This window comes from Sphingomonas panaciterrae (assembly GCF_036890205.1).
In the GTDB taxonomy this organism is placed as follows: domain Bacteria; phylum Pseudomonadota; class Alphaproteobacteria; order Sphingomonadales; family Sphingomonadaceae; genus Sphingomonas; species Sphingomonas panaciterrae.
In genome coordinates, this window is the sequence record NZ_JAKNQR010000007.1 from 87,849 (window position 1) to 111,891 (window position 24,043).

A 24,043-nucleotide genomic window follows, 5' to 3' on the forward strand; every position below is an offset into this window, starting at 1 on the left:
CCCCTCCCTCGCATGATCATGCCGGAACGAGCGCGGCCCTGTCCCGAAAGGACGAATGAGCCACGCCGCCCGGCCCGTGTCAATCGGCGGCGCGGCTGCGTGCACGAGGGTTGGCAGGGCGGTGCGCCTGGCGCATGATCGCGGCATGAAGATCACGCCGAGTAGCCGCTGAATCGCGCCCTTCCGTCGATGACGGGAGCGGCCGCGGCAGGGTATCCATGCGATCCCCTGCCCCGTTGCTCTGCCAATTTCCTACGGATCTTCACCCATGCAGCAGGTTTTCGAAAGCCCGTTCAAGGGCATCACGCTCGACCAGCAGGTCACCAATCCCAACATCTCGGTCGGGCGCTACAGCTATTATTCGGGCTATTATCACGGCCACGGCTTCGACGATTGCGCCCGCTATCTCCTGCCCGATCCGGGCGTCGACCGGCTGATCATCGGCTCCTTCTGCTCGATCGGATCGGGCGCGGCGTTCATCATGGCCGGCAACCAGGGGCATCGCAGCGACTGGATCAGCACCTTTCCCTTCTATTGGATGCCCGACGTCCCCAGCTTTGCCGGCGCGGCGAACGGGTTCCGGCCGGCGGGCGACACGGTCATCGGCAATGACGTGTGGATCGGGTCGGAGGCGGTGATCATGCCCGGCATCACCATCGGCGACGGCGCAGTCATCGGCACGCGCAGCCTCGTGACCAGGGACGTCGCGCCCTATGCGATCGTCGGCGGCAACCCGGCGCGCGTGCTGCGCCACCGCTTCGAGCCGGCGGACATCGCGCGCCTCCTGGACATGCGCTGGTGGGACTGGACCGACGAAGCCTTGCAGGAGGCGATGCCGATCCTGACCAGCGGCGACATTGCCGCGCTGTACGACCATTGGCACGCGAGAGTGCGCGGGGCGCCTAGCGGCTGTTGAGCGTCGCCAGCGCCTCGTCGAACCGCCCCTCGCGCTCGGCATTGCGCAGGAAGCCGACCCGCTCGACCAGGATCTCGGGCGGGGTCGGGTCCTGCGCGAACAGCGTCATGACCTCATCGATGAACGCGTCCAGCGGCAGATATCCCTCGCGCGTTTCCTGCCCCGGCGTCAGCCCGGTCTGCACCGCCGGGGGCACAAGCTCGATCACCTCGACGCGGCCGGCAAGCGCATGGCGCAGCGCGACGGTGTAGGAATGGATCGCCGCCTTGGTCGCGTCATAGGTGGGCGTCGCGACCAGCGGGACGAAGGCGAGGCCGGAGCTGACGTTGACGATCGCGGCATCGGGCTGGCCGACCAGATGGTCGATCAGCGCATCGATCAGCCGGATCGGGCCCAGCAGGTTGGTGGTGATCGTCGCCTCCGCATCGCTGAGGTCGCGTGCCCGGTCGAGCGGCTCCATCCGCATGATGCCGGCATTGTTGACGAGAACGTTGACGTCCGGATGCTCGGCCAGCAGGCGCCGCGCGAAATCGGCGATGGCTGGCGCGCTCGTCACGTCGAGCTCGATCGCATGCATGTTGGCGCGGCCAGCGATCGACGCCTCCAGGGCGGGGCGCCGCCGCCCGGCGACGATCACCGTATTGCCGGCATCGTTGAACCGATGCGCCAGAGCCTCCCCGATCCCCGATCCGCCGCCGGTGATGAGGATCGTGTTGCCGCTGTTCTTCATCGTCGCTCCTGTGCGCTGAGGGACAAGGCGTCAGTCCGGCAGGCCGGGCAGCAGCTTGTCGAGCGTCACGGGAAACTCCCGGACGCGAACACCCGTTGCATTGTAGATCGCTTTGGCCACCGCCGCGCCCGATCCGCAGGTGCCAAGCTCCCCCACCCCCTTCAGCAGCAGCGGATTGGCGATGGAATCGCGCTCGTCGAGGAACAGGACGTCGATCGCGGGAATGTCGGCATGCGCGGGGACATGATATTCGCCGAGGTCGCGATTGACGACCTTGCCGGTCCGCGCGTCGTGCACCAGTTCCTCGGTGAGCGCCGCGCCAATGCCGAAGACAATGCCGCCGATCGCCTGCGACGTGGCGGTGCGCGGGTTCAAGATACGGCCCGCAGCGAAGACGCTGTTCCAGCGGGACACTCGCGTCTCGCCGGTCACCGCATTGACGCGCACCTCGCAGAAATGCGCGCCATAGGCCGCCTGGCTGTAGCGCGCATTGTTCTCGCCCGGCTCGGTCGCCCCCTCGACGCTCATCCCCTCACCGGCGAGCCGCGCCAGCGGATGCCGCGCGCCGCGCGCGATCAGCGCATTGTCGGCAAAGCGCGCCTCTGCCAGCGGCACACCGGCCGCCGCCGCCAGCTGCGCACGCAGCGCCTCGCACGCGGCATAGACCGCCGACCCGGCCGTGGCGGCGCCCCAGCTGCCGCCCGACCCGGCGCTGCGCGGGCTGTCGGTATCGCCCAGCCGCACCTCCACCCGGTCGGCCGACACGCCGAGCAGATCGGCGACGATCTGCGTCAGGATCGTATAGGTGCCGGTGCCGATGTCGGTCATCTCGCTGTCGATCGTCACCTGGCCGTTGCCGCCGATCGACACGCGCGCCGCGCTCGGCCCGTACAGATTGCCGCGCACCGATGCGGCCATGCCGTGCCCGATCAGCCATTCGCCATCGCGCATCGCGCCCGGCGTGCGGTTGCGTTTCGACCAGCCAAACCGCTCCGCCCCGCGCTGCAGGCAATCGACCAGCGCGCGGCTGGAAAAGGGCATGCCGTCCTCCGGGTGCCGATCCGGCTCGTTACGCAGGCGCAGATCGACCGGGTCGATACCGAGCTGCTCGGCCAGCTCGTCCATCGCGCATTCCAGCCCAAGCTGCCCCGCTGCCTCGCCGGGCGCGCGCATCGACACCGCCAGCAGCTTGTTCACCCGCACCACCTTGTGATCGATCAGGCGATTGGCTCCGGCATACAGAAGGTGCGTGGCGATGCCGGCGGGCTCGAAGAAGCTCTCGCCGGCCAGCTGGTCGGTGATCGTCTCATGCGCGATCGCGGTAAGACGGCCGTCGGCATCAGCGCCCAGCCGCAGCCGCTGGTGCGTGGCGGGGCGGCGGCCGGTCGTCTCATAGACGTTCTGCCGGGTCATCGCGACCTTGACCGGCCGGCCCAGCTGCTGCGCCGCGATCGCTGCCGCCGCGGCCTCCGGCATCAGGCCCAGCTTGCCGCCGAAACCGCCACCGACGAAGGGCGACCGGACGCGCACGTTCTCGGGCGAGATGCCGAGCACGGTGGCAAGCTGGTCGCGCGAGGTGACGGGCGACTGATAGGATGCGTCCAGCGCCAGACGGTCGCCCTCCCAGGTGGCGACTGCGGCATGCGGCTCCATCGCCGAATGGCTGTGGCTGGGCGTGGTCCAGACCGCGTCGACGCGATGCGCCGCGGCCTCCATCGCCGCCTCCACATCGCCCTGTTCGGTGTGGATCAGAAACAGGCCGAAAATGTCGTCGGTCGGCGGCGCGGCGCGGTCCAGCGCGGCTTCCATGTCGAACACGCCGTCATCGTCGGCGGCGCAGTTGATCGTCACCATGAGCGCGGCGGCGCGCGCCTGCTCGAACGTCTCGGCCACCACCACGCCGACCGGCTGGCCGAAATAGACGACCTCCTCCACCCCCTGCACCGGCGCGGCCGATCCGGCGAAGTCGCCGCCGTTGCGGATCAGCCGCGGGTCGGTGACGACCGCCAATACCCCGGGCATCGCCCGCGCCGCCGTCGCCTCCAGCCGGGTGATCCGCCCCTTGCCGACGGGCGCGCGCAGCAGCACGCCATGCACGAGGCCGTCAGGGAAATGCTCGGCGGCATAGCGCGCCTGCCCGGCGACCTTGCGCGGGCCATCGACGCGCGGCAGCGGCCGCCCCACCTGCTGATCGGCAGCGTCGTCGACCAGGCTGTGGCTGAACGGCGCGTCGAGCTTGATCGTCGCGCTCATCGGGCGTTCTCCTGGACAAGGGACGCAAGGCAGGCGACGAGCGTGCGCCTGAACAGCGGCAGCTTGAAATCGTTCGCGCCGCCGCCCCGCGCCTCGGCGAGCACGGCGTCGGCGACGCGGGCGAACAGCGCGCGATCGGGTGCCTCGCCCACCAGCATCGCCTCGGCTGCGCGATCGCGCCACGGCATCGTCCCGACCCCGCCAAAGGCGAGCGCGGCATGGCTGATCCGCCCCTCAGCAACCGCGACGATCCCCGCCACCGACACCAGCGCAAAGGCATAGGACGCCCGGTCGCGCACCTTGCGATAGCTCTGGCGTCCGGGCGGCGGCGGCGGCAGCGTCACCGCGGTGATGAGCTCACCCGGTGCCAGCGTCGTCTCGCGCTCCGGCGTATCGCCGGGCAGGCGGTACAGCGTTTCGAGGGTCAGCGTGCGCGGGCCATCGTCATGCCCGATCGTCTCCACCCCCGCGTCGAGCGCGCGCATCGCCACGGCCATGTCCGACGGATGCGAGGCGATGCAGGCCGGCGAGGTGCCGAGGGTCGCCATGATCCGGTTGAACCCGCCGATCGCGCTGCACCCGCTGCCTGGCTCGCGCTTGTTGCAGGGCGTCGCCGGGTCATAGAAATAGAAGCAGCGCGTGCGCTGGAGCAGATTGCCCGCGGTCGTCGCCTTGTTGCGCAGCTGCGCCGACGCCCCCGCGAGGATCGCGCGCGACAGCACGGGATAGCGCGCCCGCACGCGGGGGTGCGCGGCAAGATCGGCATTGGTGACGAGCGCGCCGATGCGCAGCCCGCCCTCCGCCGTTTCCTCGATCGCCTTCAGATCAAGGCCGTTGATATCGACCAGCTGGCGCGGACGCTCGATGCCAAGCTTCATCAGGTCGAGGAGGTTGGTCCCCCCTGCGATGAAGCGGCCCTCCCCCCGCGCACCCTGCGCCGCCAGCGCCGCGTCGACGGAGGCGGGGCGGATATAGTCGAACGCGATCATGCCGCCGCCTCCGCCGCCTGCTGGTCGGCAACCTGCGCGATTGCCTCCACGATGCGCGGATAGGCGGCGCAGCGACACAGGTTGCCGCTCATCCGCTCGCGGATCTGCGCGGCGTCGAGCGTCACGGGTGCCTCAAGGTCGTCGCTGACATGGCTCGGCCAGTTCTCCGCCACCTCGCCCAGCATGCCGATCGCGGAGCAGATCTGGCCCGGCGTGCAATAGCCGCACTGGAATCCGTCGGTCGCGACAAACGCCGCCTGCAGCGGGTGAAGCGCCTCGGGCGTGCCGATGCCTTCGATCGTGGTGATCGCATCGCCCTGATGCATCACCGCCAGCGTCAGGCAGCTGTTGATGCGGCGGCCGTCGACCAGCACGGTACAGGCGCCGCACTGGCCATGATCGCAGCCCTTCTTGGTGCCCGTCAGGTGCAGATGCTCGCGCAGCGCATCGAGCAAGGTCACGCGCGCGTCGATCGCCAGCCGGTGCATCGTGCCGTTGATCGTCAGGTCGATATTGGTGGTCGCTTCCGCGTCGATCCAATCCACAGTCACTCCCTCGGCGCCCGCGTTTCCGGGCTCCATTCCTCTGTGCGATGCGATCGTATCGCATGGCCGACGCCCGCCGTTCCGCGCCGATTTGTCGACGCAGCGGGGACAGAATCGTCAGTCGCGGGCGTCGCGCCGCGGCGCTTTGGCGAGCGCGGCCTTGAACGCTGCATTGTCGAGAAAGGCGGTGACGGCCGTCACCCGATCGCCGCGCACGGTCATGATCCACAGATAGGTGTTGCGATAGGTGGAGCCGTCGGCGAGCGGCGCACTCCCATCCCAATGGACCAGCACGTCGTCGCCGTCGGCCCAGATGCGCCGCACCGCCGGGGTAAGCGGCGCGGTGAGCCGCGTGGCGAGCGGCCGCGCCGCTCCCGCGAGCAGAGCCTCACGCGACCGGTAGGTGGTGGCGACCGCGGGATCCTGGCCCGTAATATGCCAGACCACGTCATCGGTGAGCAGGTCGAAGACGTCCGCCTCGCCGCGCGCCCACTGCGCAAAGGCCCGCTCGATCAGCGCGCGGTTGGCGGGTTCGCGGCTGACCGGTTCGCGATTGGCCGGTTCGCGGCTGGGCGCCGCCACCGGATCCTGACGCGGCGAAGCGGCAACGGGGGCGGCAAGCAGAACCGCCGCGAGCGCGGCAGGAATGATGGATGATGGCAACGAGTTGTTCTCCCGGATGATCCTGCAAGAACGGCGCAGCGGGCGCGCGAGTTCGTCGCCGAAATGTCCCCCCTGGCGGGACGGGCCGCGGCGCGGCCAGATCGGGCTAGGCCTGCGCCGCGACGGGATCAGGCGGACAGGCGCCTGCGCACGAACCCCATGAACGCCTCCAGCGCGGGGGAGCGATGCGCGTCGTCGGGGGTGTAGAGATAGGCCGGCCAGCGCAGGCAGTTCCACTCCGGCAGGATCTCGACCAGTTCGCCGGTCCGCAAGGGACCCTCGGCCACCACGTCGAGCAGCCGGACGATGCCATGGTCGCAGCGCGCCGCGGCGATCAGCGAGGCAGCGTCGTTGACGGTCAGGCCGCATTCGGGCGCGATCGTGCGCGTCTCCCCAGCAGCGTCGATGAAATGCCACGCATGCGGGCGCCCGGTCACATCGTCGATCAGGCGGACGCAGCGATGCTCCTCGCCAATATCCTCCGGCACCATCGGCGTGCCATGCCGGGCGAGATAGCCCGGGCTGGCGCAGGTCAGCACCCGGCTCTTCATCAGCAATTGCTTGTCGAGCCCGCGCGCATCGGGATCGCCAAAGCGCAGCGCGACGTCGAACCCGTCGGTCAGAAGATTGTCGATCCGGTCGCGCACCAGCACGTCCAGCCGGACGCGCGGATGCTCAGCCAGGAAATCGGGCAGGATCGGGATCAGCACATCGGGCCCGAACGCCCCGTCGGTCGACACGCGCAGCCGCCCGCGGATCTCGGCCGGCGCCGCTGGCGTGGCGATGCGGCCCAGCGCCTCCAGCATCGGCGTCGCCTCGTCGAGGAACAGGCGTCCCTGGTCGGTAAGCTTCAGCGCGCGGGCATTGCGATCGAACAGCCGCAGCCCGGTACGCTCCTCCAGCCGGCCGATCGCCTTCCCCACCCCCGATCGCGACAGGCCGAGCAACTCGCTGGCGCGCGCATAACTGCCCGTGCGCGCCACGGCGACGAACACGGTGATCCCCGCGATGATCCGGCCGTCGAACAGCAATGGCGCTCCCTTCCGGTGCGAAGGCTATCATAGATGCACCGCGCGCGGCACGGCGCCTTTGCGTCGCGCGAAGCGCGACGGATCGGGCACGATCTCCCCTGACCGCAACGCTAACCACGGGAGCCTAACCTGTGTTCGGGCGTATAACATGGATAGACAAGGGGCAGGGGCGATGATCGAGATGCGATCGACAGGATGTCGTGACCGGCGCTGAGGTCGCGATTGCGGTCCCGGTGCGTGACGAGGCGGACCGGCTTCCCCGGCTTCTCGATGCGCTGGCGCGGCAGGTCGGCGCGCCCCCCTTCACGCTGGCGCTGTTCTTCGACAATTGCGCCGACGACAGCCTTGCCATCGCCCGGCGGCTGGCCCCGACGCTGCCCTATCGCATCATCACCGACTGTTGCGACGCAGGTCGCCCGTCCAATGCCGGGCTCGCGCGCGGGCGGGCGATGGCGCTTGCACTGTCGGTCGCGCCTGACGGACTGCTGCTGACCACCGATGCCGACAGTTGCCCAGCGCACGACTGGGTCGCGGCGACCCTGGCGGGGCTGGCTGAGGCCGATGTGGTCGCCGGGCGGATCGTGCAGCAACCCGGCCACGCCGCCCCACTGCAGGCGCGGCTGGAGGTCTATTACGATCGCCTTCACGCCCTGCGCCGCCGGCTCGATCCCGTCCCGTGGGAGGCGGGCGACACGCATCACTGGACCAGCGCCGCCAGCCTGGCGATGACGAGCGCGGTGTATCGCGCGGCCGGCGGCTTCCCGCCGCTGGGGAATGGCGAGGATGCAACCTTTGCCGATGCCGCGGCGCGGCTGGGCTTCGCGCTGCGCCGCGATGGCGCGGTGCGGGTGGCAACATCGACCCGGCGCGATGGCCGCGCCGGCGGCGGCTTTGCCGCGCATCTCGCGACGCTCGACACCGCGGAGCAGCCGCCGCTGGTGGCGCATCCGGCGGACGAGGCTTGGCGCTATGCGATGCAGGCGGAGGCACGCCAGCGCCACGGCGGCGACCGGCGTTTCCATGCCCGGCTCGCCGCCCCGCTGCGCCTGCCGCTGGCGGAGATCGTCGCGGTGGCCGCCGAATGCGCCAATGGCGAGGCGTTCGCCGCCCGGATCGTCGGCGCCCCGCCGGGCGGGATGCGCACGGTCACCCTCCCCGATGCCGAGCGGCTGATCGCGGGGCTGGAGCAGCACCGGCTGGAGGGCGCGGCATGATCGCCCCGCTGGACCGCGCCGACATTGCCGCGCTCACCCCCCGGCTGGATGGCCTCGCCGACCCTGCTGATCCCGACGCGCTGCTGCGCCTGCTGCGGCTGCTCTACGCGGTCGGCCGCAGCGACCTTCCGCTCGGCCGGTTGTTCGAAGGGCATGTCGATGCGCTGCAGATCATCGCCCGCTACGGCAACGCCGCGCAGCGCGAGGCGGCACAGGCGGCCGCGCAGGCGGGCGGCGCCTTCGGCGTGTGGAACGCCGATCAGCCCGGCGACCCCGCGACGCTCAGCGACGGCCGCATGTCGGGCGCCAAGGCCTTTGCCTCTGGCGCCGGGCTGCTCAGCCACGCGCTGGTCCCGGTCGATGTCGACGGCGGCCGCCAGCTGCTGCTTGTCGACCTGACGGAGACGCCGCCGGCGATCGACCGCTCCTGGTGGCGGGTCAGCGGGATGCAGCGGTCGGAGACGCATCTTGCCCGCTGGGACGGCGCAGTGCTCCCGCCCGAGGCGCTGATCGGCCAGTCGGGCGATTACGTGCGCGAACCATGGTTCAGCGGCGGCGCGATCCGTTTTGCCGCGGTGCAGGCGGGCGGGATCGCGGGCGTGGTCGATCGCACGCGCGACCATCTCGTCACCGCCGGGCGGGACGGCGATCCGCACCAGCGCGCCCGGCTCGCCGATCTCTATCGCGCGGCACAGGGCGCCGCCCACGCGGTCGCGCGCGCGGCCGCCAACTGGCGCGTCAACCGCCCCGACGACACGCTGGCGCATGTCGCCGCGGCGCGCGCGGCGGTCTATGCCGCGGGCGAGGCCGTGCTGACGCTGGCGCAGGCGGCGGTTGGCGTGCAGGCGATGTTCCTCGATCACCCGCTCAATGCCGCGCTCGCCGACCTCACCGTCTATCTGCGCCAGCCCGCCCCCGATCTGCAGCGCGACCGGGCCGGCGCGGCGGTCGCCGCCGGGCTGCTGACCCCGACACTGTGACAAACCTAGGGAAACGCGGCTTCGGCCACGTGCGCCGCCTGCTGGTGATCGCGCCGCACCCCGATGACGAGGCGGTCGCCGCCTGGGCGCTGATGCGGCGGCTTCGCGCGCGCGCCGCGACGGTGGAGGTGCTGGTGGTCAGCGACGGTGGTGCCTCGCATCCCGGCAGCCGGCGCTGGCCCCGCCCCCGGCTGGTGGCGGAGCGGCGGCGCGAAACGCGGCGCGTGCTGCGCCCGATCGGCATCACGCCGCCGGCGATCCGCTTCCTCGGCCTGCCCGACGGTGGGCTCGGCGCGCCGGCATCGCGCCTGCCCCACGCGCTGCGCCGCGCCTTGCTGTCGCGCCGCGCACCCGATCTGATCGTCGCCCCGGTCGCCGATGACGCGCATGAAGATCACGCCGCGGTCGCCCGCGCCCTGCGCGCCGTCCCCCGCCGCGGGGAGGCACGCGCGGTGTATCACGTCTGGCCGGCAGGCGCGGGGCGCCGGCTGCGCGGGCCGCACCTGCCGCTTACCGCCTCGCACGTGCCGATGAAGCGCGCCGCGATCCGCCGCTACCGCACCCAGGCGGGGCTGATCACCGATGCCACCGCGGGCTTCACCATCACCCACCGCCACCTCGCCGCCTTCGCGGCCCCGCGCGAACGGTTCGGATGGGACGCATGAAACCGATCGACCTCGCCGGGTTCGAGGCAAAATTTGCCCAGAGCGATGATCCCTGGTCGACGTGGGACAAGCCCGACGAGGTGGTGAAGCGCCACGCCATTCTCCACGCGCTCGGCCCCGGCCCGCTTGGCCGCGTGCTGGAACTTGGCGCGGGCAATGGCTCCAACAGCCGCTCGCTCGCCGCGCGCGCCCTCCGCCTCGACGCGACGGAGGCAACCGCGCACGGCACCCGGCTGGTCGCCCGCGCGATCGCCGGCCACGCCCCGCGCGCCCGTGCCCGCCAGCTCGCCGTGCCCGCGCCGTCGCCGCGCCCCTGTTATGACGCGGTGGTCATCGCTGAATTGCTCTATTATCTCGATCCCGCCGCGATGAACGCGCTGGCGCGGCAGGTGGCCGGCGTGCTGCGTCCCGGCGGGCGGCTCGTCCTCGCCCATCACCGCATCACCTTTTACGATTTCGCGCAGCAGGCGGCCGGCATCCACGATCGCTTCGCCGCCGCAAGCGGTCGCCGCTGGTCATCCCGCCTTGTCCGCCAGACGGGCCGCTGGAGCGTCCTCGCCCTCACCTGACCCACCGGCTGAAGTTGAGGCGACGCTCACGACCGGCAGGACCGAAGCCGCGCGCGATGTCGCGGCATACGGCAGCGGGACGCAGTGATCCTGCCATGTCGCAGACCTGTTCTAACCCACGTTGTGGCGGGCGATCCGACTCACATCTATCGACTAGCGAGGAGGTTGCCATGTCGATCTACGATAAGGAATACTTCTGCGTCCGGGCCGAAAGTGAGCTGCAGATGGCGAAGGCAGCACAGAACCCCGCCGCGAAGCGCGCGCACTACACGCTGGCCGGTCACTATCTCAATCGTGCGCATGGTGGTCAGCTACGCAACCTGCCTGCCTCTGCGGCCAAATGAGCTGCGGAAAGGACGATCCTGAGTTATTCTCTCTGACGGAAAGCTGATGTGCCCGGCGGGGCGGGCCGATCGGTGTGACAGAGGCAAGTGAGCAGAGGCGGCCCGCCGCTGTGTCTATTAACCGGCGTTTCCGGTCACATCGAAATAGGCGCTTCGATACACGCGGCGCCATGCGTCAGATTCAGCCGTGTTCCGGATGAAAGGGCATGCGGAGATCGGATCGCCCTTCGCACACGCATCCCGCCCGCCAACAAAGCTTCTGTGACTCGCTGCGACGAGCCAGATTATCAGTCCCTTGTTCCAGATTTGCGCCTTGCCAACTTGGCGCGGTCCGCCTCAAACCCGGCGCTGCATTGGCGCATTAGGGCGAGAAAACGATGCACCTCCTGATCGTACAGGACCAGGTAACCTTGGTCGACAGCGATGTCATTGTACCGCCGTTAACCATGGCCTTGCGCAAGAACGGTTGAAGGAGCAAGGAATGGATCGGACGTGACCGTGTAGAATGCGCAACGCGATGCCATACTCTCCCCTGATTGCGAAACTGCGCGCAGTGACAAGAATACGGGACGAAGACGCCGCGAAGGTAAATAGCACTTGGATCAACGAATATAGAACCATCGCGGGAAGCGACATTGTTTCCGCAGGGACCAGGATCGAGAGCCTCCGTGTCGTCCTGGATGGTTGGGCCGCCCGCTACCGGATGACGGCCGACGGCAATCGTCAGCTGACCGAATTGCTGATCCCGGGGGACTTCTGCAACGTCCACGCTACGATCCTTCCTGCCATGGACCATGGTGTGACGGCGCTGACGGACTGTCGTGTCGGCAAGATCGATGTCGCGGCACTCGACAATGTCATCATCGAGGTGCCTGTCCTTGCACGCGCAATCTGGAGGAGCGTGCTGATCGATCTGACCATCCTGCGCGAATGGGTCGCCAACGCCGATCAACATGACCCGCTGAAAACCGTCGCGCATCTGCTGTGCCAGCTACATGCGCGATTGGGGATCATCGGGCGCGTGCGCGCCAATCGCTTTGCGCTTCCGCTCACGGATGACGACGTCGCCTCGGTGTGCGGCCTTCCGGCAATGCCCGCGACAAATTACCTCGATGAACTGAAGGATTGCGGCCTCATCAGCCGCAAGGGCGATGAGATCACCCTGAACGATCTGCGCGCGATCCACCGGTTTGCCGGCTATAACGCAAGGCACTTGCAATTCCGCAAGCCGGCCGAACGCGCGACGGCCTGACCGACGATCCGGGGCCGCGATCACGCGGACAGCCGTCCCTCAGCGGCTCGCGGCGTTCCTGCCCGCCCCCGGCTTCCACGCGGCCGGCTTGGTCGACGGGTCCTCCGCTGCGCCCGCGCCGCTGCCGCGCGCCTCGCCGGTGACCGGATCGACCGAGGCGCGCGCCCCTGCCCCTTCCCCGCCCCCGGCCGGATCGGCATTGACGGCGCCAGACGGATCCTCACGGCGCAGCGCCTCCTCCCGCGCAGGCGAATAGGATTGGCCGTACAGCCCCTCGCCGTGATCGAAGGGGTTCTTCGGCGTCTGCCGCTCGGGGTCGGCGGCGGGATGGTCGGTGCGTTCCATGGCAAGGCTCCTCATCTGCAAGGCCGGGCCGCCGCGGGCGGCGCATAGCCTTTCCGCATCAACGGCCCAGCCGGCGCTAAGTCGTTACCGCCGCGGAACGTACGCGCCGTTTTCTGCGTAACCTGGATCAGATCGCACCTCCCATGTTGCCCCTGGAGGGCCCCGATTGCGCTTGGCGCAGCGCGCTCTAGGGTGCGGCGCGGGCTGATCGGCGGCATCCCCCCCGCGCGCCGCATTGGAGGGCAGCGATGCTGCGATATGGCCGAAACCTGCGCATCCTGGCGATGGGCTACGCCATGCTTGCCGGCGCGGTCGATGCGATCGGCTTCCTTAGATCCGGCGGGCTGTTCGTCTCGTTCATGAGCGGCAATTCCACCCGCCTGTCGATCGGCGTCACTCAATCGCTGACGATCGCCGTCGCGGCCGCCACGCTCGTCGCGCTGTTCGTCGCCGGCGTTATCTTCAACGTCCTGATCGGCGAAAGCGCGCCAGCGCACCACCGCAAGTTCGCCGCCACCCTTACGGTCACCCTGCTGCTGGTCGTGGCCGCCGCGATCGACAGCGCCGGGCGCCACCGCGTCGCGGTCGGCTTCCTGTGCGTCGCCATGGGCAGCGCGAATGCGATCTTCCGCCGCGATGGGGAGGTGGGGATCGGCGTCACCTACATGACCGGCACGCTGGTGAAGCTCGGACACCGGCTCGCCGACCTCCTGCGCGGTACGTGCGACCGGGAGTGGCTGTCCTATTTCCTGTTGTGGCTATCGCTGGTGCTGGGCGGCATCGCGGGGGCGAGCGCCTTTATCTGGTCCCCCAACGCCGCCCTCTGGTGCGCCGCCGCCACCGCCGCGATCCTCTCCGCGCTGACCTTCTGGCTGATGGGCGACGAGACCCGCGCCGCACGCTGAGCACCGCCGCCCGGGTGTGTTGACCGAATAATACAGTGCCACTAGCATCGGCTCCGGGACACAGGACAGGGAGGGGATGATGCGACGCCTGCTACCGGGCACGCTGGCTGCCGCGATGGCGCTGACCGGCGCCACCACCACGTCCGCCGCCGCGCCGGGCGACTACCGCCCGGCCTTCCGCCCCGATCAGCTGAAGGGCCCGCCTGCCGGCGCGCCCAACGAGGTACTGGTGCTCGGCACCGTGCATCTGTCGGGTCTTGGCGACGGCTTCCGCCCGGCCCAGCTGTCGCCCTTGCTCGACCGGCTGGCCCGCTGGCAGCCGACCGCCATCGCCACGGAATCGCTCTCCGGCCTGCAATGCGACAGCCTGCGCCGCCATCCTGCGCGCTATGCCGATACGGTGGAGAGCTATTGCCCCGACACCGACACCGACACCGACACCGACACCGCCCCGCCGCCTGGCCGGCCAAGCCGACCGCCGGACAGCGCCGCCACCTCGCGGCCATCCTGCTCGCCGCGGGGGAGCCAGCCTCCGCGCTGGTCCAGTGGCTCCGCCTGCCCACCGCGGAACAGCGCGCCGGCGACGGGCTGACGGCGGACCTCGCAACAACGCTCGCCGCGCTGAAGGGCCGGCGCGACGAGAATTACTGGATCGCCGCGGTGCTGGCCGCGCGGCTCGGCCATGAACGTTTATGGAGCATCGACGATCATTCCGCCGACACGCCGGAGCCCACCGATCGCGCGGCAGCAGAGGCAGCGATCATGCGCGCGTGGGACAATCCCGCCGCCAGGGCGCAGCGCGCGCAGGATCAGCAGCATGAGGCCCGGCTGACGCAGCCCGACGGCTTGCTGGCGATGTACCGGGCGCTCAACGATCCGCAGACCCCGACGCTCGCTTATGAGGCCGATTTCGGCGCCGCCCTGGTCGAACCCTCGCCGCAGGGCTTTGGCCGCCGCTATGTCGGCTATTGGGAAACGCGCAACCTGCGCATGGTGGCCAACATCCGCGACGTGCTCGCGCGCCAGCCCGGCACCCGCCTCCTCACCATCGTCGGCGCCTCGCACAAGGGCTATGTCGACGCCTATCTGAACCTGATGCACGACGTGCGGCTGGCCGACGCGGCGGCGGTGCTGCGCTGATCGACGGGGGGGCGCCTATCCCTTGAACCTCGGCGCTCGGGCAAAATCATCAGCATCGAACGGGCGATCGTTGAACAGATAGTCGTAGTAGAATTCGCGCAATTGCCGGTGAAAGCTGCGGATCCGGTCCTGATACGCCAGTTGCGCGGTCAGATCCGTCGCTGCCAGCCGCGTCAGCAGCGTTTGCACACCGGCAGGGGGCATGATCCAGCCGAGCGTTCGCGCGGCAGCATCGCGCTGCTCCAGCCCTTCGCGATAGGCGCGCACCTGATCGGCGACGTCCTCATCGCCGTTCTGATGAAAGGCGAAATACCATTTGTAGTGGAACGGCGCGCCCAGCGGCGCCGACATGGCCCATTGCGGATGTCGCGCATAGAAGCGGCGCATCGTCTCCTCGCGGGGGATATCCCAGGCATGGTTCACCCGTTCGCGCTGGGCCAGCGCGATCTCCGCACCCTGGCTGATCGGCAGCGCGCGGTTGATCGCGACATGCGCCAGCGTGGGCGCGACCAGCACCAGCACCAGCCAGCTAGCGGCCAGCGTCGCGGCATTGACGGCCGAGCTCCATCGAAGCCGCCCCACCAGCGCGGCAAGACCGATCCAGAACAAGAGATAGGCGGCAATGACCACCAGGATCAGCAGGATCGTCCCGCCGCCCACGCCCGATAGCAGCGCGCCGATCGTAAAGGGTATGGCCAGCGCAGCCCAGAGCAGCACCAGCCGCAGCACCCTTCGCCGCCGCATCAGCCCGGCACCGCCGCGCGGCAACGCCGCCAGCGTGCGCCAGCGCCCGCTCTCCCGCTCCGCGGACGTCAGATCGTGGAACAGCGCGATGACGAACAGCGGCGCCAGAAACACCAGCACGAAGGAGAAATCGAACCGGCCGGGCAGCGCCAGCTCGGGGTTGAAGACATCGCCGTCGTAAATTTGCGCTTCCAGCCCCAGCGCCCTGACGCGCAGGATAAAAGGGGACACATCGCGCATCCCCAACGCGGCGAAGGCGAGCGGCGACGGCGAATCCCAGGTCGGATGGAAACTGTAATAAGCCGCACTTCCGGCATCCCGGCTGCGCCCGACATAGTCGACGACGGCAGCGATGTCCTCCGCCTGCGCCGCGGGCACAGCGGCAATCGCAGCGCGCTGACGCTCCACCTCCGCCATGCCCGCAGCCACCGCCGCCACCGACAGTGCGGCCAGCAACGCCAGGGTGACGAGGATCAGCCGCGCACGGACCAGCAGGCGAAGTTCCTGCATCCAAAGGTTCATCGCGCCGCTCCCGGCCGCACTACGCCCAGGCGGCTCGCCCTTCTTGAGAGCAACAGAGCGGCGATGATGAGCCAGGCCAAAATCACGATCACTCCCGGCACCGCCCCGGCGGCGAGCGCGCCGCCACGGGGCGGTCGATAGGCGAAGTCGGGTATTTGGCCCCAGTTGCTCGCCGCCACGCGCTTGCGCTGGTCAGCACCCGGGTCTGTTGCCGTGTCGTCGCCGTAGCTGACCCCCTGCGCCTGCATCCGGTTCAGCCGCTGGACGAGCGCGTAGCGATAGTCCTCCGCCTGTTCGAGAAAGCGGCGATGCCCCGCGAAATCGGTGCCGGCCGCCGCCATCGAGAGTGAGCGGAGCGCGATCGCCGGGCTGACCATGCCGATCGCGCGGACCAATTGGTTCTGCCGCTGCTGCGCGTCATGGTTCTCGTCGGCATACAGGTCGAAAAGGCCGGCGGTCAGCCGCTCCCCCTCCAGCGCCAGCAATCCCTTGTAATTGACCGGCAGCTCCTCGACCCGCTCAACGCCGTATCGCTTCAGCACATCGGCTTTGAACGCGGCGAAATGGGGGTCGTCAGGATTATGGCTGTCCCCCATCCGCCGCAGGTCGCGCGCGATCGCCACGTCGGTCTGGAGGCGGTTCTGTAGAGGGATGGCGGCCGTGGCGACATCGGGCGCGAGGCGCGGCAGCAGGACAACGGTGACAGCCCATAAAGCAATCAGCACAAGCAAGGCTTCGCGGCTGCGTCGCACCAGCGTCGATACCAGCACGATCATCACCACCCACAGCGCGAGATACGCGGCATAGCCAAGCGCGATGGCGGCGATCGGCAGCATCAGCGCACCAGGCTGCCCGGCGATCGCGAGGAAGCCGATCATCGCCGGCGCACCGGCGAGGATGGCGACCGCGCCCAGTGCCAGCAGCTTGCCGCCGACGATCTGTGCGCCGGACACGCCTTGCAGCATCAACAGCCGGATGGTCCCGCGCTCCGTCTCACGCGCGACAGCGCCAAAGCCGAGGAAGATCAGCAGCAACGGCGCGACGACCTGAAGCACGAAGGCGGGGGTCAGCTGCCCGAAGCGGATCAGCATCGAGCTCTGCCGCACATCACCGAAATTGGCGGTGTTCTGGCGGTGCCCCTCCAGAAACATGCTGCTCCCGGTAAAGGCATCGACGCCCGGATCGAAGGCGGCGAGCGGGCCGAGCGGGCGGAAGATGAAATGGCCATAATGCACCACGCGGTGCGGGTGACGGTCGGGCTGCGCGTCGAACGCATGTTCCGCCTGATGCTGGTGACGCGCGCGAAGCTCCGCGTTGGCGCGCTGGTGCGACCAGGCGCTGAGCACCGCCACGATCGTCAGCAGAACGAACAGGCCGACGGCGATGATGGCGACGCGGTTGCGCGCCATGAGGCGCAGTTCGTCGGTCGCAATCAGCCGGATGTGCTTCATGCCGCCTGCCCCTTCGTTCCCGCAGCGAAACGCGCATGCAGCGCGCGCACGTCGAAGCGCTGCGGGCCGCGGGCCTCCGCGTCGTCGGTGATCCGCCCCGCCTCCAGGAAGCCGATCCGATCGGCCACGTCGGCTGCGGAGAGCAGATCGTGCGTCACCATCAGCACGGCCGTTCCCCGGTCGCGCACTGCCTGCACCAGTGCGTTGAAATCAGCCGTCGCGCGCGGATCCAGACCCGACGTCGGCTCGTCCAGCAGCAGCACCGGCACGTCCCGCAGCAGCGCGACCGCAATTGCCACCTTCTGGCGCATCCCCTTGGAAAAGCCGCTCAGCCGCTGGTCCCAGGCGCGCTGCTGCAGCCCCGCCGCGGCCAGCGCCTCGGTAATCGCGCCACGCTCCTTGCGCTCATCCGACAGGGCGAGAAGATAGTCCGCATTCTCGACCGCGCTGAGATGCTCGTAGAGCGCGACATTCTCCGGCAGATAGGCCATCCGCCGCCGCGCAGCGTCCGGGTTCGTCCCCGGGTCGATGCCGGCGACCAGCACCGTCCCCGACTGGGCACGCACGAAGCCGAGCAATGTCGCCAGCGTCGTCGACTTGCCCGCGCCATTGCCACCCAGCAGCGCGGTAATGCTGCCCGCGGGCACCCGCAGCGACAGCCGGTCGAGCACGCGTTGCTCGCCATAGCCGACGGTCAGGTCGTCGATGAGGATTGGCGGGGTGCCGCTCCGGTCCATGGGGTTCTTCCTCAGATGTCGAGGCGCAGCGAGGCGCGCACGGTTCGCGGCGCACCGGGATAGATCCAGAGCGCGCTGTAGGAGCTGGCGGCGTACCGCGTGTCGAAGAGGTTGTCGGCCTCCACCCGAAGGCGCAATTTTTGGGTCAGCGGCGCCTCGACGGCCGCTTTCGCCTTCACATAACCGGGCAAGATGACGGGATCTTGCGTCACCGCGCCGGTGCGATCGCCGACATAGGCAACGCCGCCGCTCACCTGCCACTCGCCGCGTCGCGACGGGATGCGATGGACGACCAGCAAGGTGCCCGAATGCGCCGCCACGTTGAGCACCTCGGGCGTGGGGAAAGCGGCATCGTCCGCCTTGGCGTCGAGCCAGGCATAATTGGCGACGATCTGCCAGCCTCGACCGAGCCGTGCCGAGGCATCCAGTTCGATCCCGCGGCTGACGATACTGCCGACCGGCGCCAGGAAGTTCGCGTTGTTCGGATCGGTCGTCAGGATGTCGGTCTTGCGAATGTCGAACCATGTGGCGGCCACGTCGATGCCGGGCAGCTTGGCCGCGACCCCCAGTTCATAGCCGCGCCCCGATTCCGGCCCGAACCCGGCCCCGCTGCTGTCGGTGCCGGTGTTGAGCGAGAAGCTCTCGCCCCAGTTCGCATGAACCGCGATCGCCTCGCTGACCTGATACCGGCCGCCCAGCCGGAAATTCACCGGCTCGTCGATGGTGCGGCCGGTGATCCCGGTGTTGTTGTTGACGATCTTCTGCCGGTACGGATCGATCCGCGCGCCGCCGACCAGCGTCAGCCGGTCGGTGACGTCCCACATGTCCTGGACGTAGAACGTGCCGACCCAGCGGCTTTCGTCGTTGTTGGTGAACGGGCGCAGCGGCGCCGCGACCGCGCCATACACCGGGTTGAACAGGTCCACGGCATAAGGCGCAGCCGCCGACGGATTGATCCGCAGCCAGCGCTCGCCATAGTCGAATGTATAGCCCTTGATGCCGATGCTGACCCGATGCCGGCCAATCGTTCCGGCCAGTTCCAGACGGGCGGACACGTCCTTCACGCTGAAGTCGCGCGACCGCCGCTGGCGCCACAGCGCACTTCCCTCGATACGCGACTGATCGGCCGACAGGCCCTTCAATGTCCCGGTGCGCCACACCACGCCGCCGTTCAGCGTCCACTGGTCACTCAGTTGCGCAAGTCCGGTGAACTCATGCTGGTCGTTCCTCGATCGGGTGAGGCCGTTCGATGGCTCGCCATACCAGTTCGATCGCGGCAGCGCGTTGGCGTCACCGCCGATCGCCGGAATGCCCCGATCGAATGGCGTGTCGAAACGGCTGAACTCGCCGATATAGGTCAGGCGCACCGCATCGCTTGGCTGCCACGTCAGCGATGGCGAGACGATGCGGCGATTGATCGTGACGTGATCGCGCCACCCGTCGCTATCCTCCGCCGCCACGACGATGCGGCCCGCCAGCGTATCGGTCAGCGGCCCGGTGGCATCCACCTCGATCCGGCGCGTGTCGAACGAGCCATAGCTGATCGAGGCATTGGCGTGCGGCGTGAAGCGCGGTGCCTTGGTCACGATGTTCACCCGCCCGCCCGGATCAACATCGCCGAACAGCGCACCGGCCGGCCCCTTCAGCACTTCGATCCGTTCGGTCGTCGCCGGGTCACGCGGAGGGGCCATGCCGCGATTGGCGAGAAAGCCGTTCACATAATATTCGGCGCCCCCATCCGGCGTTCCGAGAAAGCCGCGCACCGCGAAATTGTCGATCACACCGCCGCGGTTGTTCTGCTGGCTGAACCCGCTCACCAGCTCGAGTGCGTCGCTGAGCCGATAGGTGCCCGCCGCGTCCAGAATGTCGCGCTCGACCGATCGGCTCGATTGCGACATCCGCTCCGTCACCGTGTCGGACGACCGCGTCCGGTCGACGCTGGTTCGCGTGCCCAGCACCACGATGTCGGACTCGCCCGTTTCGGCCCGGGCAACCCCCACCCCCACTGCCGCCCCTATGCCGGCAGCGGCCAGCATGAACGCTCCGGCCCTTGCCCGATCCGTCCGGCACGGCACGATCGTCGAAATTCCCCACACACCGATCACGAACCACCGCTTGGTTGAGTTATGTTGCAACATTCCATAGAGGCTCTGGCATAAGGCGCAACTGGAATGTTGCAACATCACATCACAAGGATCGTTTGTGCTTCCGCTCCTTCTCGCCGCAGCAACGGCATTGACCGCTTCGCACTCGCCAACCCCTACTCCGGTCCCAACCTCGGCCCCGGCCACTCCAACCGCACCGGCCGCCGCCACCGTCCCCGCCGCCCCCTCGCCCTCTCCCGCCCGACCGGTCCTGCCGCCGGCGCTGCCGTGGACTGGCGCAAGCGAGCGGCTGGTCGTCGCGGCCGACCATCCGTGGATCACCCCCGCCGAACGCGCGGGCTTTGCCACCACCGCGGGCTATGCGGAGGTCCGCGCGTGGCTCGACCGGCTCGCCGCCGCCTCGCCACTGATCTCGGTCGAGACGTTCGGCACGACGAGCGAAGGCCGCGATCTGGTGTTCGTCCGCGCCAGCAAGGGCGGGACGCGGCGCCCCGTCGTCCTCGTGCAAGCGGGCATCCACGCCGGCGAGATCGACGGCAAGGATGCCGGGCTGATGCTGCTCCGGGACATAGCGATGGGGGGAAAGGCCCACCTGCTCGATCGGGTGGACCTCGTCTTCGTGCCGATCCTCAATATCGATGGTCACGAACGGACCAGCGCGTGGAACTTCCCCGCGCTGCGCGGCCCGGATCAGAAGGGCTATCAGCGCAACGCCCGCAACATCAATCTGAACCGCGATTATGCCAAGGCGGACGCCCCCGAAACGCGCGCCATCATCACGTTGCTGCGGCGCTTCGATCCGATCCTCTACGTCGATTGCCACGTCAGCGACGGCTTCGACATGCAATATGACATCACCTTCACTTATGCCGGCTGGGGTCGCTACGCGCGCCATCGCGCCACCGCTGACTGGCTGGAGGATCGCTTCGGCCCGGCGGTGACCGCGGCGCTGGAACGGGCCGGTCACGTCCCCGCCATCTACCCCAGTCCGATCGACACGCGCGATCCGGCGAAGGGCATCCGCTATGCTCCCGAGGGACCACGCTATTCGACTGGCTATGGCGACTTCATTGGCGTGCCGACGGTGCTCGTCGAAAACCACATGCTGAAGCCATATCGTCAGCGCGTGCTGGGCACGTATGTGCTGCTGGAAGAAGCGATCCGCCTCGCCGACGCAGAGGCGCCGCGGATCGTGGCCGCCAAGGCGCGCGACCGTGCCAGCCGCCCCCGCACCCTCCTGACGAAGTGGCAGCCCGCCGCTGCGCCGATCGGCTGGGTCGACCAGTTCAAGGGGGTCGCCTTCGACACCTACCGGTCGCCGGTGACGGGCCGCGACGAACAACGCTGGCTGGCGCGCCCGATCACCTTTCGCATGCCGATCATCGGGCAAGAGGCAACGCAGCGCGTCACGCTGCCCCGCGCCTGGTGGATCCCGCCCGCGCAGGCCGAGGTGATCGACCGGCTGCAGCTCCATGGCATCCGCTACGAGGTGCTTGATGAACCGCGGACACTGACCCTCGATCGCGTGGGGCTCGTCTCGCCGCACAGCAAGCCGGCCACCGACGGCCGCATCCCGCTCGCCGCCCCCGACCTGGTGCATGAGCAGATCCGTGAGACTATGCCGTCCGGCAGCATCCGCGTACCCGTCGATCAGCCGCTCGGCCTGCTCGCCGCCGCCCTGCTCGAACCCGAAAGCCAGGACTCCTTTCTTGCCTGGGGCTTCTTCCCGGAATTGCTCTCCACCGCGCCAGGCGGCGAGGCGTTCGTCTTGGTGCCAAGCGCCGAAGCGCTGCTCGCCAACGATCGCCCCTTGCGCGACCGCTTCTCCGCGAAGCTGCGAACAGATCCCATGTTCGCGAACGATCCCGATGCCCGGCTCGCCTGGGTGCTGGACCAGGGGTCTCCGCGCGACCCCTTCCACGCGCTCTATCCGATCCGCCGCGAACCGTGATCCGCCGCGGACACCGCTCAGAAATTGATCACCACATTGGCAAAGGCGCCGGTCCAGGTCGGCGCCTTGCCCGGGATCGCCGCCTTGATCCCCGCGCCCGGGAAGGACGCGGCCAGCCCGATCGTCAGGAACATGTTGCTGGTCAGGATCTGGTTATATTCCAGGAAAAAATCGTCCGAGAGGTGCGACCTGGTCACCCCGTCGACCAGATTATACCCGCTCGGCGTCCGCACGAAGCGCGTTGCCTGTCCGAACTGCAGCGGGCTGTCGAGCTGCGCGGCGGCGATATAGGAATAGCGCAGCGTGACGGTGATCTTCTGCGACGGCTGCACCGCGCCGCTGAACTCCAGCGCCTTCACATTGGTGTTGATGAACACCATCGACGATTCCGCCCCCGTCGCCCAGATGCCGGGTGATCCTTCGTAGTAAAGCGGGTCGAACCGCTCCAGCTTGGGCGTATCGGGATTGTCGCCAGAGAAATATTTGGCGGTGTAGATCAGCGTCGGCGTCCACGGCGTGTCGGCGAACTTGTAGCCGATCTGCCCGCGCGCGGCCCAGGCGGACATGTTGATCCGGTTGTTCCACTGATAGGCGGCGTCGCCGGTGATGAACCAGTTGCGCAGCGGCCCCGTGTCGCGGCTGCCGCGGAAATACAGGTTCACCACATTGGTCTGGTCGCGCCCGTCGGGGATGATCGTCGGCTCCCCGACCCCGCCGGGCGCGGCGCGGATGTACGGCGATTCCGATCGCAACACGTTGATATAGGTGAAGCCGAGGAAATCCTCGTTCGGCGCATCATAGCGGAAATCGACCCCGGCCAGCTGGTTGCGCCCATTGTTCGACGGCAATTCGCGCGGCTCGATGAAATAGCCGGTGATCGTCTGGCGCCCGTTGATGATCCGCCCGATCGCCGCCTTTTTCCAAGCCTTGCGCGGCCCGAATTTCAGCGCCCCGCGCTCGAACCCGTTCACCCCGCCATTGGCGATCAGCATCCCGCTGCCCAGCGTCAGCTCGCGCGGGCCGACCGACAGGTCGAACTTCGCCCCCGCCCCCCCGGTGCGGAACCCCAGATAGCCTTCCTCCAGCGTGATCGCGCCCTGGTTGCGTGAATCGAACGCATCGGTCCCCCAGGTACGCGAGGCAACGGCGGAAATCTTGCCATAGAATATCGCGCCATCGGCAAAGGTCTTGTCGAACCCGACGCCCGGCTTGGCATAGCCCTCCAGCCAGTTCTCGTCCGAATTGAACCGCGACTGCGGCGAGAAGACCGAGGCGAGGTTCCAGAACAGGTTGTTCTCGATATCGTAATTGAGCCCGCTCTGCAGGTACCAGCGCACATGCAGCCCATCGCGGTCATAGATATCGGTGATCGGCCTCTGCTGCGCGGCGGAGGTGGCGATCTGGCCGCTGCGCAGCCCCGACGGTCCCGCCTGCGGCAACGTCGTCGTACCCGACCGGCGCACCGAGCCTTCGATCACCTGGATGCCGTCGGCCCGGGCCGCAGGCACGTCGTGGCCCAGGGTGCGCTCGGGCCTGGGTTCCGCTGCCTGGGATGTGGGTGGTTGGGATGTGGGTGGTTGGGAGGCGGCTGGCTGGGAGGCGGCCGGCGCCTCCTGCACCGCTGGCACCAAGACGGGAGGTGGTGGCAAATCCAACGCTCGGTCCCCCATGCCCAAGTGAGTAGTCCGACAGCTGTGCCCAATTGCTCCGGCAGCAGATCGATAAATCCCCCTCTTCCGGCGCCCTATCGTGACAATTACCTACCCGGCGCGCTCCCCCCCCGACGAGCCGCGCCTCCGTCGTTGCCGTCCAGCCATTGCAGGGGTGAAAGTGCGACCCGGAATGCCGCCATGAACTTCATGAAGTGGCGCAACGCGCTCGAGGCGCTTCGTTACGAAGTGATGAGCCGGCTCCTGCTCTTTCCGCTCACGCTCTGGGCCGAGCAGCAGCAGATACGGCGCCAGCGGTCGCGACATTCATCACCATCACCGC

General features: G+C 68.7%; 23 protein-coding genes. 11 read left to right on the top strand and 12 right to left on the bottom strand.

Going from position 1 to position 24,043, the window contains the following annotated elements; translation table 11 throughout:
* Positions 1–268: 268 nt before the first annotated feature.
* Positions 269–916 carry a type B chloramphenicol O-acetyltransferase gene (gene catB / locus L8F96_RS14965; protein WP_334656458.1) on the top strand — a complete coding sequence of 216 codons (648 nt, stop codon included), beginning with the start codon at positions 269–271 and terminating at the stop codon, positions 914–916.
* On the opposite strand, the gene L8F96_RS14970 is transcribed toward catB, so the two are convergent.
* The 6 genes from L8F96_RS14970 to L8F96_RS14995 all read right to left on the bottom strand — a co-directional run bounded on the left by L8F96_RS14970 (position 903) and on the right by L8F96_RS14995 (position 7,127).
* Complete coding sequence (locus L8F96_RS14970) at positions 903–1,646, bottom strand: SDR family oxidoreductase (protein ID WP_334656459.1); 744 nt, start codon at positions 1,644–1,646, stop codon at positions 903–905. The genes catB and L8F96_RS14970 overlap by 14 nt on opposite strands.
* 30 nt (positions 1,647–1,676) lie before the next feature.
* Positions 1,677–3,899, bottom strand: a complete 2,223-nt coding sequence (locus tag L8F96_RS14975) for a xanthine dehydrogenase family protein molybdopterin-binding subunit (RefSeq protein WP_334656460.1) — start codon at positions 3,897–3,899, stop codon at positions 1,677–1,679.
* Positions 3,896–4,888, bottom strand: coding sequence for an FAD binding domain-containing protein (locus L8F96_RS14980; protein WP_334656461.1), 993 nt, complete (start codon positions 4,886–4,888; stop codon positions 3,896–3,898). The genes L8F96_RS14975 and L8F96_RS14980 overlap by 4 nt, the downstream gene beginning before the upstream one ends.
* Positions 4,885–5,469 carry a 2Fe-2S iron-sulfur cluster-binding protein gene (locus L8F96_RS14985; protein ID WP_145120933.1) on the bottom strand — a complete coding sequence of 195 codons (585 nt, stop codon included), beginning with the start codon at positions 5,467–5,469 and terminating at the stop codon, positions 4,885–4,887. Before L8F96_RS14985 ends, L8F96_RS14980 begins: the two co-directional genes overlap by 4 nt.
* Before the next feature lie 81 nt (positions 5,470–5,550).
* The gene (locus L8F96_RS14990) at positions 5,551–6,096 is read right to left on the bottom strand and encodes a nuclear transport factor 2 family protein (RefSeq protein WP_334656462.1); all 546 of its coding nucleotides are present in this window, start codon (positions 6,094–6,096) and stop codon (positions 5,551–5,553) included.
* Between the two features lie 128 nt (positions 6,097–6,224).
* The gene (locus L8F96_RS14995; RefSeq protein WP_046407635.1) at positions 6,225–7,127 is read right to left on the bottom strand and encodes a LysR family transcriptional regulator; all 903 of its coding nucleotides are present in this window, start codon (positions 7,125–7,127) and stop codon (positions 6,225–6,227) included.
* A gap of 200 nt (positions 7,128–7,327) precedes the next feature.
* On the opposite strand from L8F96_RS14995, the gene L8F96_RS15000 reads away from it, so the two are divergent.
* The 6 genes from L8F96_RS15000 to L8F96_RS15025 all read left to right on the top strand — a co-directional run bounded on the left by L8F96_RS15000 (position 7,328) and on the right by L8F96_RS15025 (position 12,151).
* Positions 7,328–8,341, top strand: a complete 1,014-nt coding sequence (locus L8F96_RS15000; RefSeq protein WP_334656463.1) for a glycosyltransferase family 2 protein — start codon at positions 7,328–7,330, stop codon at positions 8,339–8,341.
* Entirely contained in the window at positions 8,338–9,321 is a 984-nt protein-coding gene (locus L8F96_RS15005; protein ID WP_334656464.1) for an acyl-CoA dehydrogenase family protein, read from the top strand. The genes L8F96_RS15000 and L8F96_RS15005 overlap by 4 nt, the downstream gene beginning before the upstream one ends.
* A gap of 29 nt (positions 9,322–9,350) precedes the next feature.
* A complete protein-coding gene (locus L8F96_RS15010; RefSeq protein WP_334656465.1) occupies positions 9,351–9,986 on the top strand; it encodes a PIG-L deacetylase family protein in 636 nt (211 codons plus the stop codon).
* A complete protein-coding gene (locus L8F96_RS15015; protein ID WP_334656467.1) occupies positions 9,983–10,555 on the top strand; it encodes an SAM-dependent methyltransferase in 573 nt (190 codons plus the stop codon). The genes L8F96_RS15010 and L8F96_RS15015 overlap by 4 nt, the downstream gene beginning before the upstream one ends.
* A gap of 170 nt (positions 10,556–10,725) precedes the next feature.
* The gene (locus L8F96_RS15020; RefSeq protein WP_301091915.1) at positions 10,726–10,899 is read left to right on the top strand and encodes a hypothetical protein; all 174 of its coding nucleotides are present in this window, start codon (positions 10,726–10,728) and stop codon (positions 10,897–10,899) included.
* Between the two features lie 517 nt (positions 10,900–11,416).
* A complete protein-coding gene (locus tag L8F96_RS15025; RefSeq protein WP_334656468.1) occupies positions 11,417–12,151 on the top strand; it encodes a Crp/Fnr family transcriptional regulator in 735 nt (244 codons plus the stop codon).
* A 39-nt stretch (positions 12,152–12,190) separates the two neighbouring features.
* Here L8F96_RS15025 and L8F96_RS15030 read toward each other — a convergent pair whose 3' ends face one another.
* Positions 12,191–12,496 (bottom strand): hypothetical protein, encoded by a 306-nt coding sequence (locus L8F96_RS15030; RefSeq protein ID WP_334656469.1) that lies wholly within the window; start codon positions 12,494–12,496, stop codon positions 12,191–12,193.
* Between the two features lie 248 nt (positions 12,497–12,744).
* On the opposite strand from L8F96_RS15030, the gene L8F96_RS15035 reads away from it, so the two are divergent.
* From L8F96_RS15035 to L8F96_RS15045, 3 genes are all read left to right on the top strand, one after another.
* Positions 12,745–13,401 (top strand): YoaK family protein, encoded by a 657-nt coding sequence (locus L8F96_RS15035; protein WP_334656470.1) that lies wholly within the window; start codon positions 12,745–12,747, stop codon positions 13,399–13,401.
* Between the two features lie 79 nt (positions 13,402–13,480).
* Complete coding sequence (locus tag L8F96_RS15040; RefSeq protein WP_334656471.1) at positions 13,481–13,993, top strand: hypothetical protein; 513 nt, start codon at positions 13,481–13,483, stop codon at positions 13,991–13,993.
* A gap of 68 nt (positions 13,994–14,061) precedes the next feature.
* Positions 14,062–14,541: a DUF5694 domain-containing protein gene (locus tag L8F96_RS15045; protein ID WP_334656472.1), complete on the top strand. Its 480-nt coding sequence runs from the start codon at positions 14,062–14,064 to the stop codon at positions 14,539–14,541.
* A gap of 15 nt (positions 14,542–14,556) precedes the next feature.
* Here the strand turns inward: L8F96_RS15045 and L8F96_RS15050 are convergent, their stop codons facing one another.
* The 4 genes from L8F96_RS15050 to L8F96_RS15065 are packed head-to-tail and all read right to left on the bottom strand — an operon-like array spanning position 14,557 to position 20,031.
* The gene (locus tag L8F96_RS15050) at positions 14,557–15,807 is read right to left on the bottom strand and encodes a DUF3526 domain-containing protein (RefSeq protein WP_334656473.1); all 1,251 of its coding nucleotides are present in this window, start codon (positions 15,805–15,807) and stop codon (positions 14,557–14,559) included.
* Positions 15,804–17,258 carry an ABC transporter permease gene (locus tag L8F96_RS15055; protein WP_334656474.1) on the bottom strand — a complete coding sequence of 485 codons (1,455 nt, stop codon included), beginning with the start codon at positions 17,256–17,258 and terminating at the stop codon, positions 15,804–15,806. The genes L8F96_RS15050 and L8F96_RS15055 overlap by 4 nt, the downstream gene beginning before the upstream one ends.
* On the bottom strand, positions 17,255–17,995 hold the full coding sequence (locus L8F96_RS15060; RefSeq protein WP_334656475.1) for an ABC transporter ATP-binding protein: 741 nt from the start codon (positions 17,993–17,995) through the stop codon (positions 17,255–17,257). Before L8F96_RS15060 ends, L8F96_RS15055 begins: the two co-directional genes overlap by 4 nt.
* Before the next feature lie 11 nt (positions 17,996–18,006).
* The gene (locus L8F96_RS15065) at positions 18,007–20,031 is read right to left on the bottom strand and encodes a TonB-dependent siderophore receptor (protein WP_334656476.1); all 2,025 of its coding nucleotides are present in this window, start codon (positions 20,029–20,031) and stop codon (positions 18,007–18,009) included.
* Between the two features lie 166 nt (positions 20,032–20,197).
* On the opposite strand from L8F96_RS15065, the gene L8F96_RS15070 reads away from it, so the two are divergent.
* Entirely contained in the window at positions 20,198–22,051 is a 1,854-nt protein-coding gene (locus L8F96_RS15070; protein WP_334656477.1) for a M14 family metallopeptidase, read from the top strand.
* Positions 22,052–22,068: 17 nt separating this feature from the next.
* Here the strand turns inward: L8F96_RS15070 and L8F96_RS15075 are convergent, their stop codons facing one another.
* Positions 22,069–23,559 carry an alginate export family protein gene (locus tag L8F96_RS15075; protein WP_334656478.1) on the bottom strand — a complete coding sequence of 497 codons (1,491 nt, stop codon included), beginning with the start codon at positions 23,557–23,559 and terminating at the stop codon, positions 22,069–22,071.
* Between the last annotated feature and the right edge of the window lie 484 nt (positions 23,560–24,043).

Bases quoted from the DNA above. Each gene is read 5' to 3' on its own strand.
- L8F96_RS15015 (WP_334656467.1), top strand. From the start codon at position 9,983: ATGAAACCGATCGACCTCGCCGGGTTCGAGGCAAAATTTGCCCAGAGC.
- catB (WP_334656458.1), top strand. From the start codon at position 269: ATGCAGCAGGTTTTCGAAAGCCCGTTCAAGGGCATCACGCTCGACCAG.
- L8F96_RS14985 (WP_145120933.1), bottom strand. From the start codon at position 5,469: ATGGAGCCCGGAAACGCGGGCGCCGAGGGAGTGACTGTGGATTGGATC.
- L8F96_RS15020 (WP_301091915.1), top strand. From the start codon at position 10,726: ATGTCGATCTACGATAAGGAATACTTCTGCGTCCGGGCCGAAAGTGAG.
- L8F96_RS15030 (WP_334656469.1), bottom strand. From the start codon at position 12,496: ATGGAACGCACCGACCATCCCGCCGCCGACCCCGAGCGGCAGACGCCG.
- L8F96_RS15005 (WP_334656464.1), top strand. From the start codon at position 8,338: ATGATCGCCCCGCTGGACCGCGCCGACATTGCCGCGCTCACCCCCCGG.
- L8F96_RS15035 (WP_334656470.1), top strand. From the start codon at position 12,745: ATGCTGCGATATGGCCGAAACCTGCGCATCCTGGCGATGGGCTACGCC.
- L8F96_RS15025 (WP_334656468.1), top strand. From the start codon at position 11,417: ATGCCATACTCTCCCCTGATTGCGAAACTGCGCGCAGTGACAAGAATA.
- L8F96_RS15040 (WP_334656471.1), top strand. From the start codon at position 13,481: ATGCGACGCCTGCTACCGGGCACGCTGGCTGCCGCGATGGCGCTGACC.
- L8F96_RS14975 (WP_334656460.1), bottom strand. From the start codon at position 3,899: ATGAGCGCGACGATCAAGCTCGACGCGCCGTTCAGCCACAGCCTGGTC.
- L8F96_RS15055 (WP_334656474.1), bottom strand. From the start codon at position 17,258: ATGAAGCACATCCGGCTGATTGCGACCGACGAACTGCGCCTCATGGCG.
- L8F96_RS15060 (WP_334656475.1), bottom strand. From the start codon at position 17,995: ATGGACCGGAGCGGCACCCCGCCAATCCTCATCGACGACCTGACCGTC.
- L8F96_RS14970 (WP_334656459.1), bottom strand. From the start codon at position 1,646: ATGAAGAACAGCGGCAACACGATCCTCATCACCGGCGGCGGATCGGGG.
- L8F96_RS15050 (WP_334656473.1), bottom strand. From the start codon at position 15,807: ATGAACCTTTGGATGCAGGAACTTCGCCTGCTGGTCCGTGCGCGGCTG.
- L8F96_RS15065 (WP_334656476.1), bottom strand. From the start codon at position 20,031: ATGCTGGCCGCTGCCGGCATAGGGGCGGCAGTGGGGGTGGGGGTTGCC.
- L8F96_RS14980 (WP_334656461.1), bottom strand. From the start codon at position 4,888: ATGATCGCGTTCGACTATATCCGCCCCGCCTCCGTCGACGCGGCGCTG.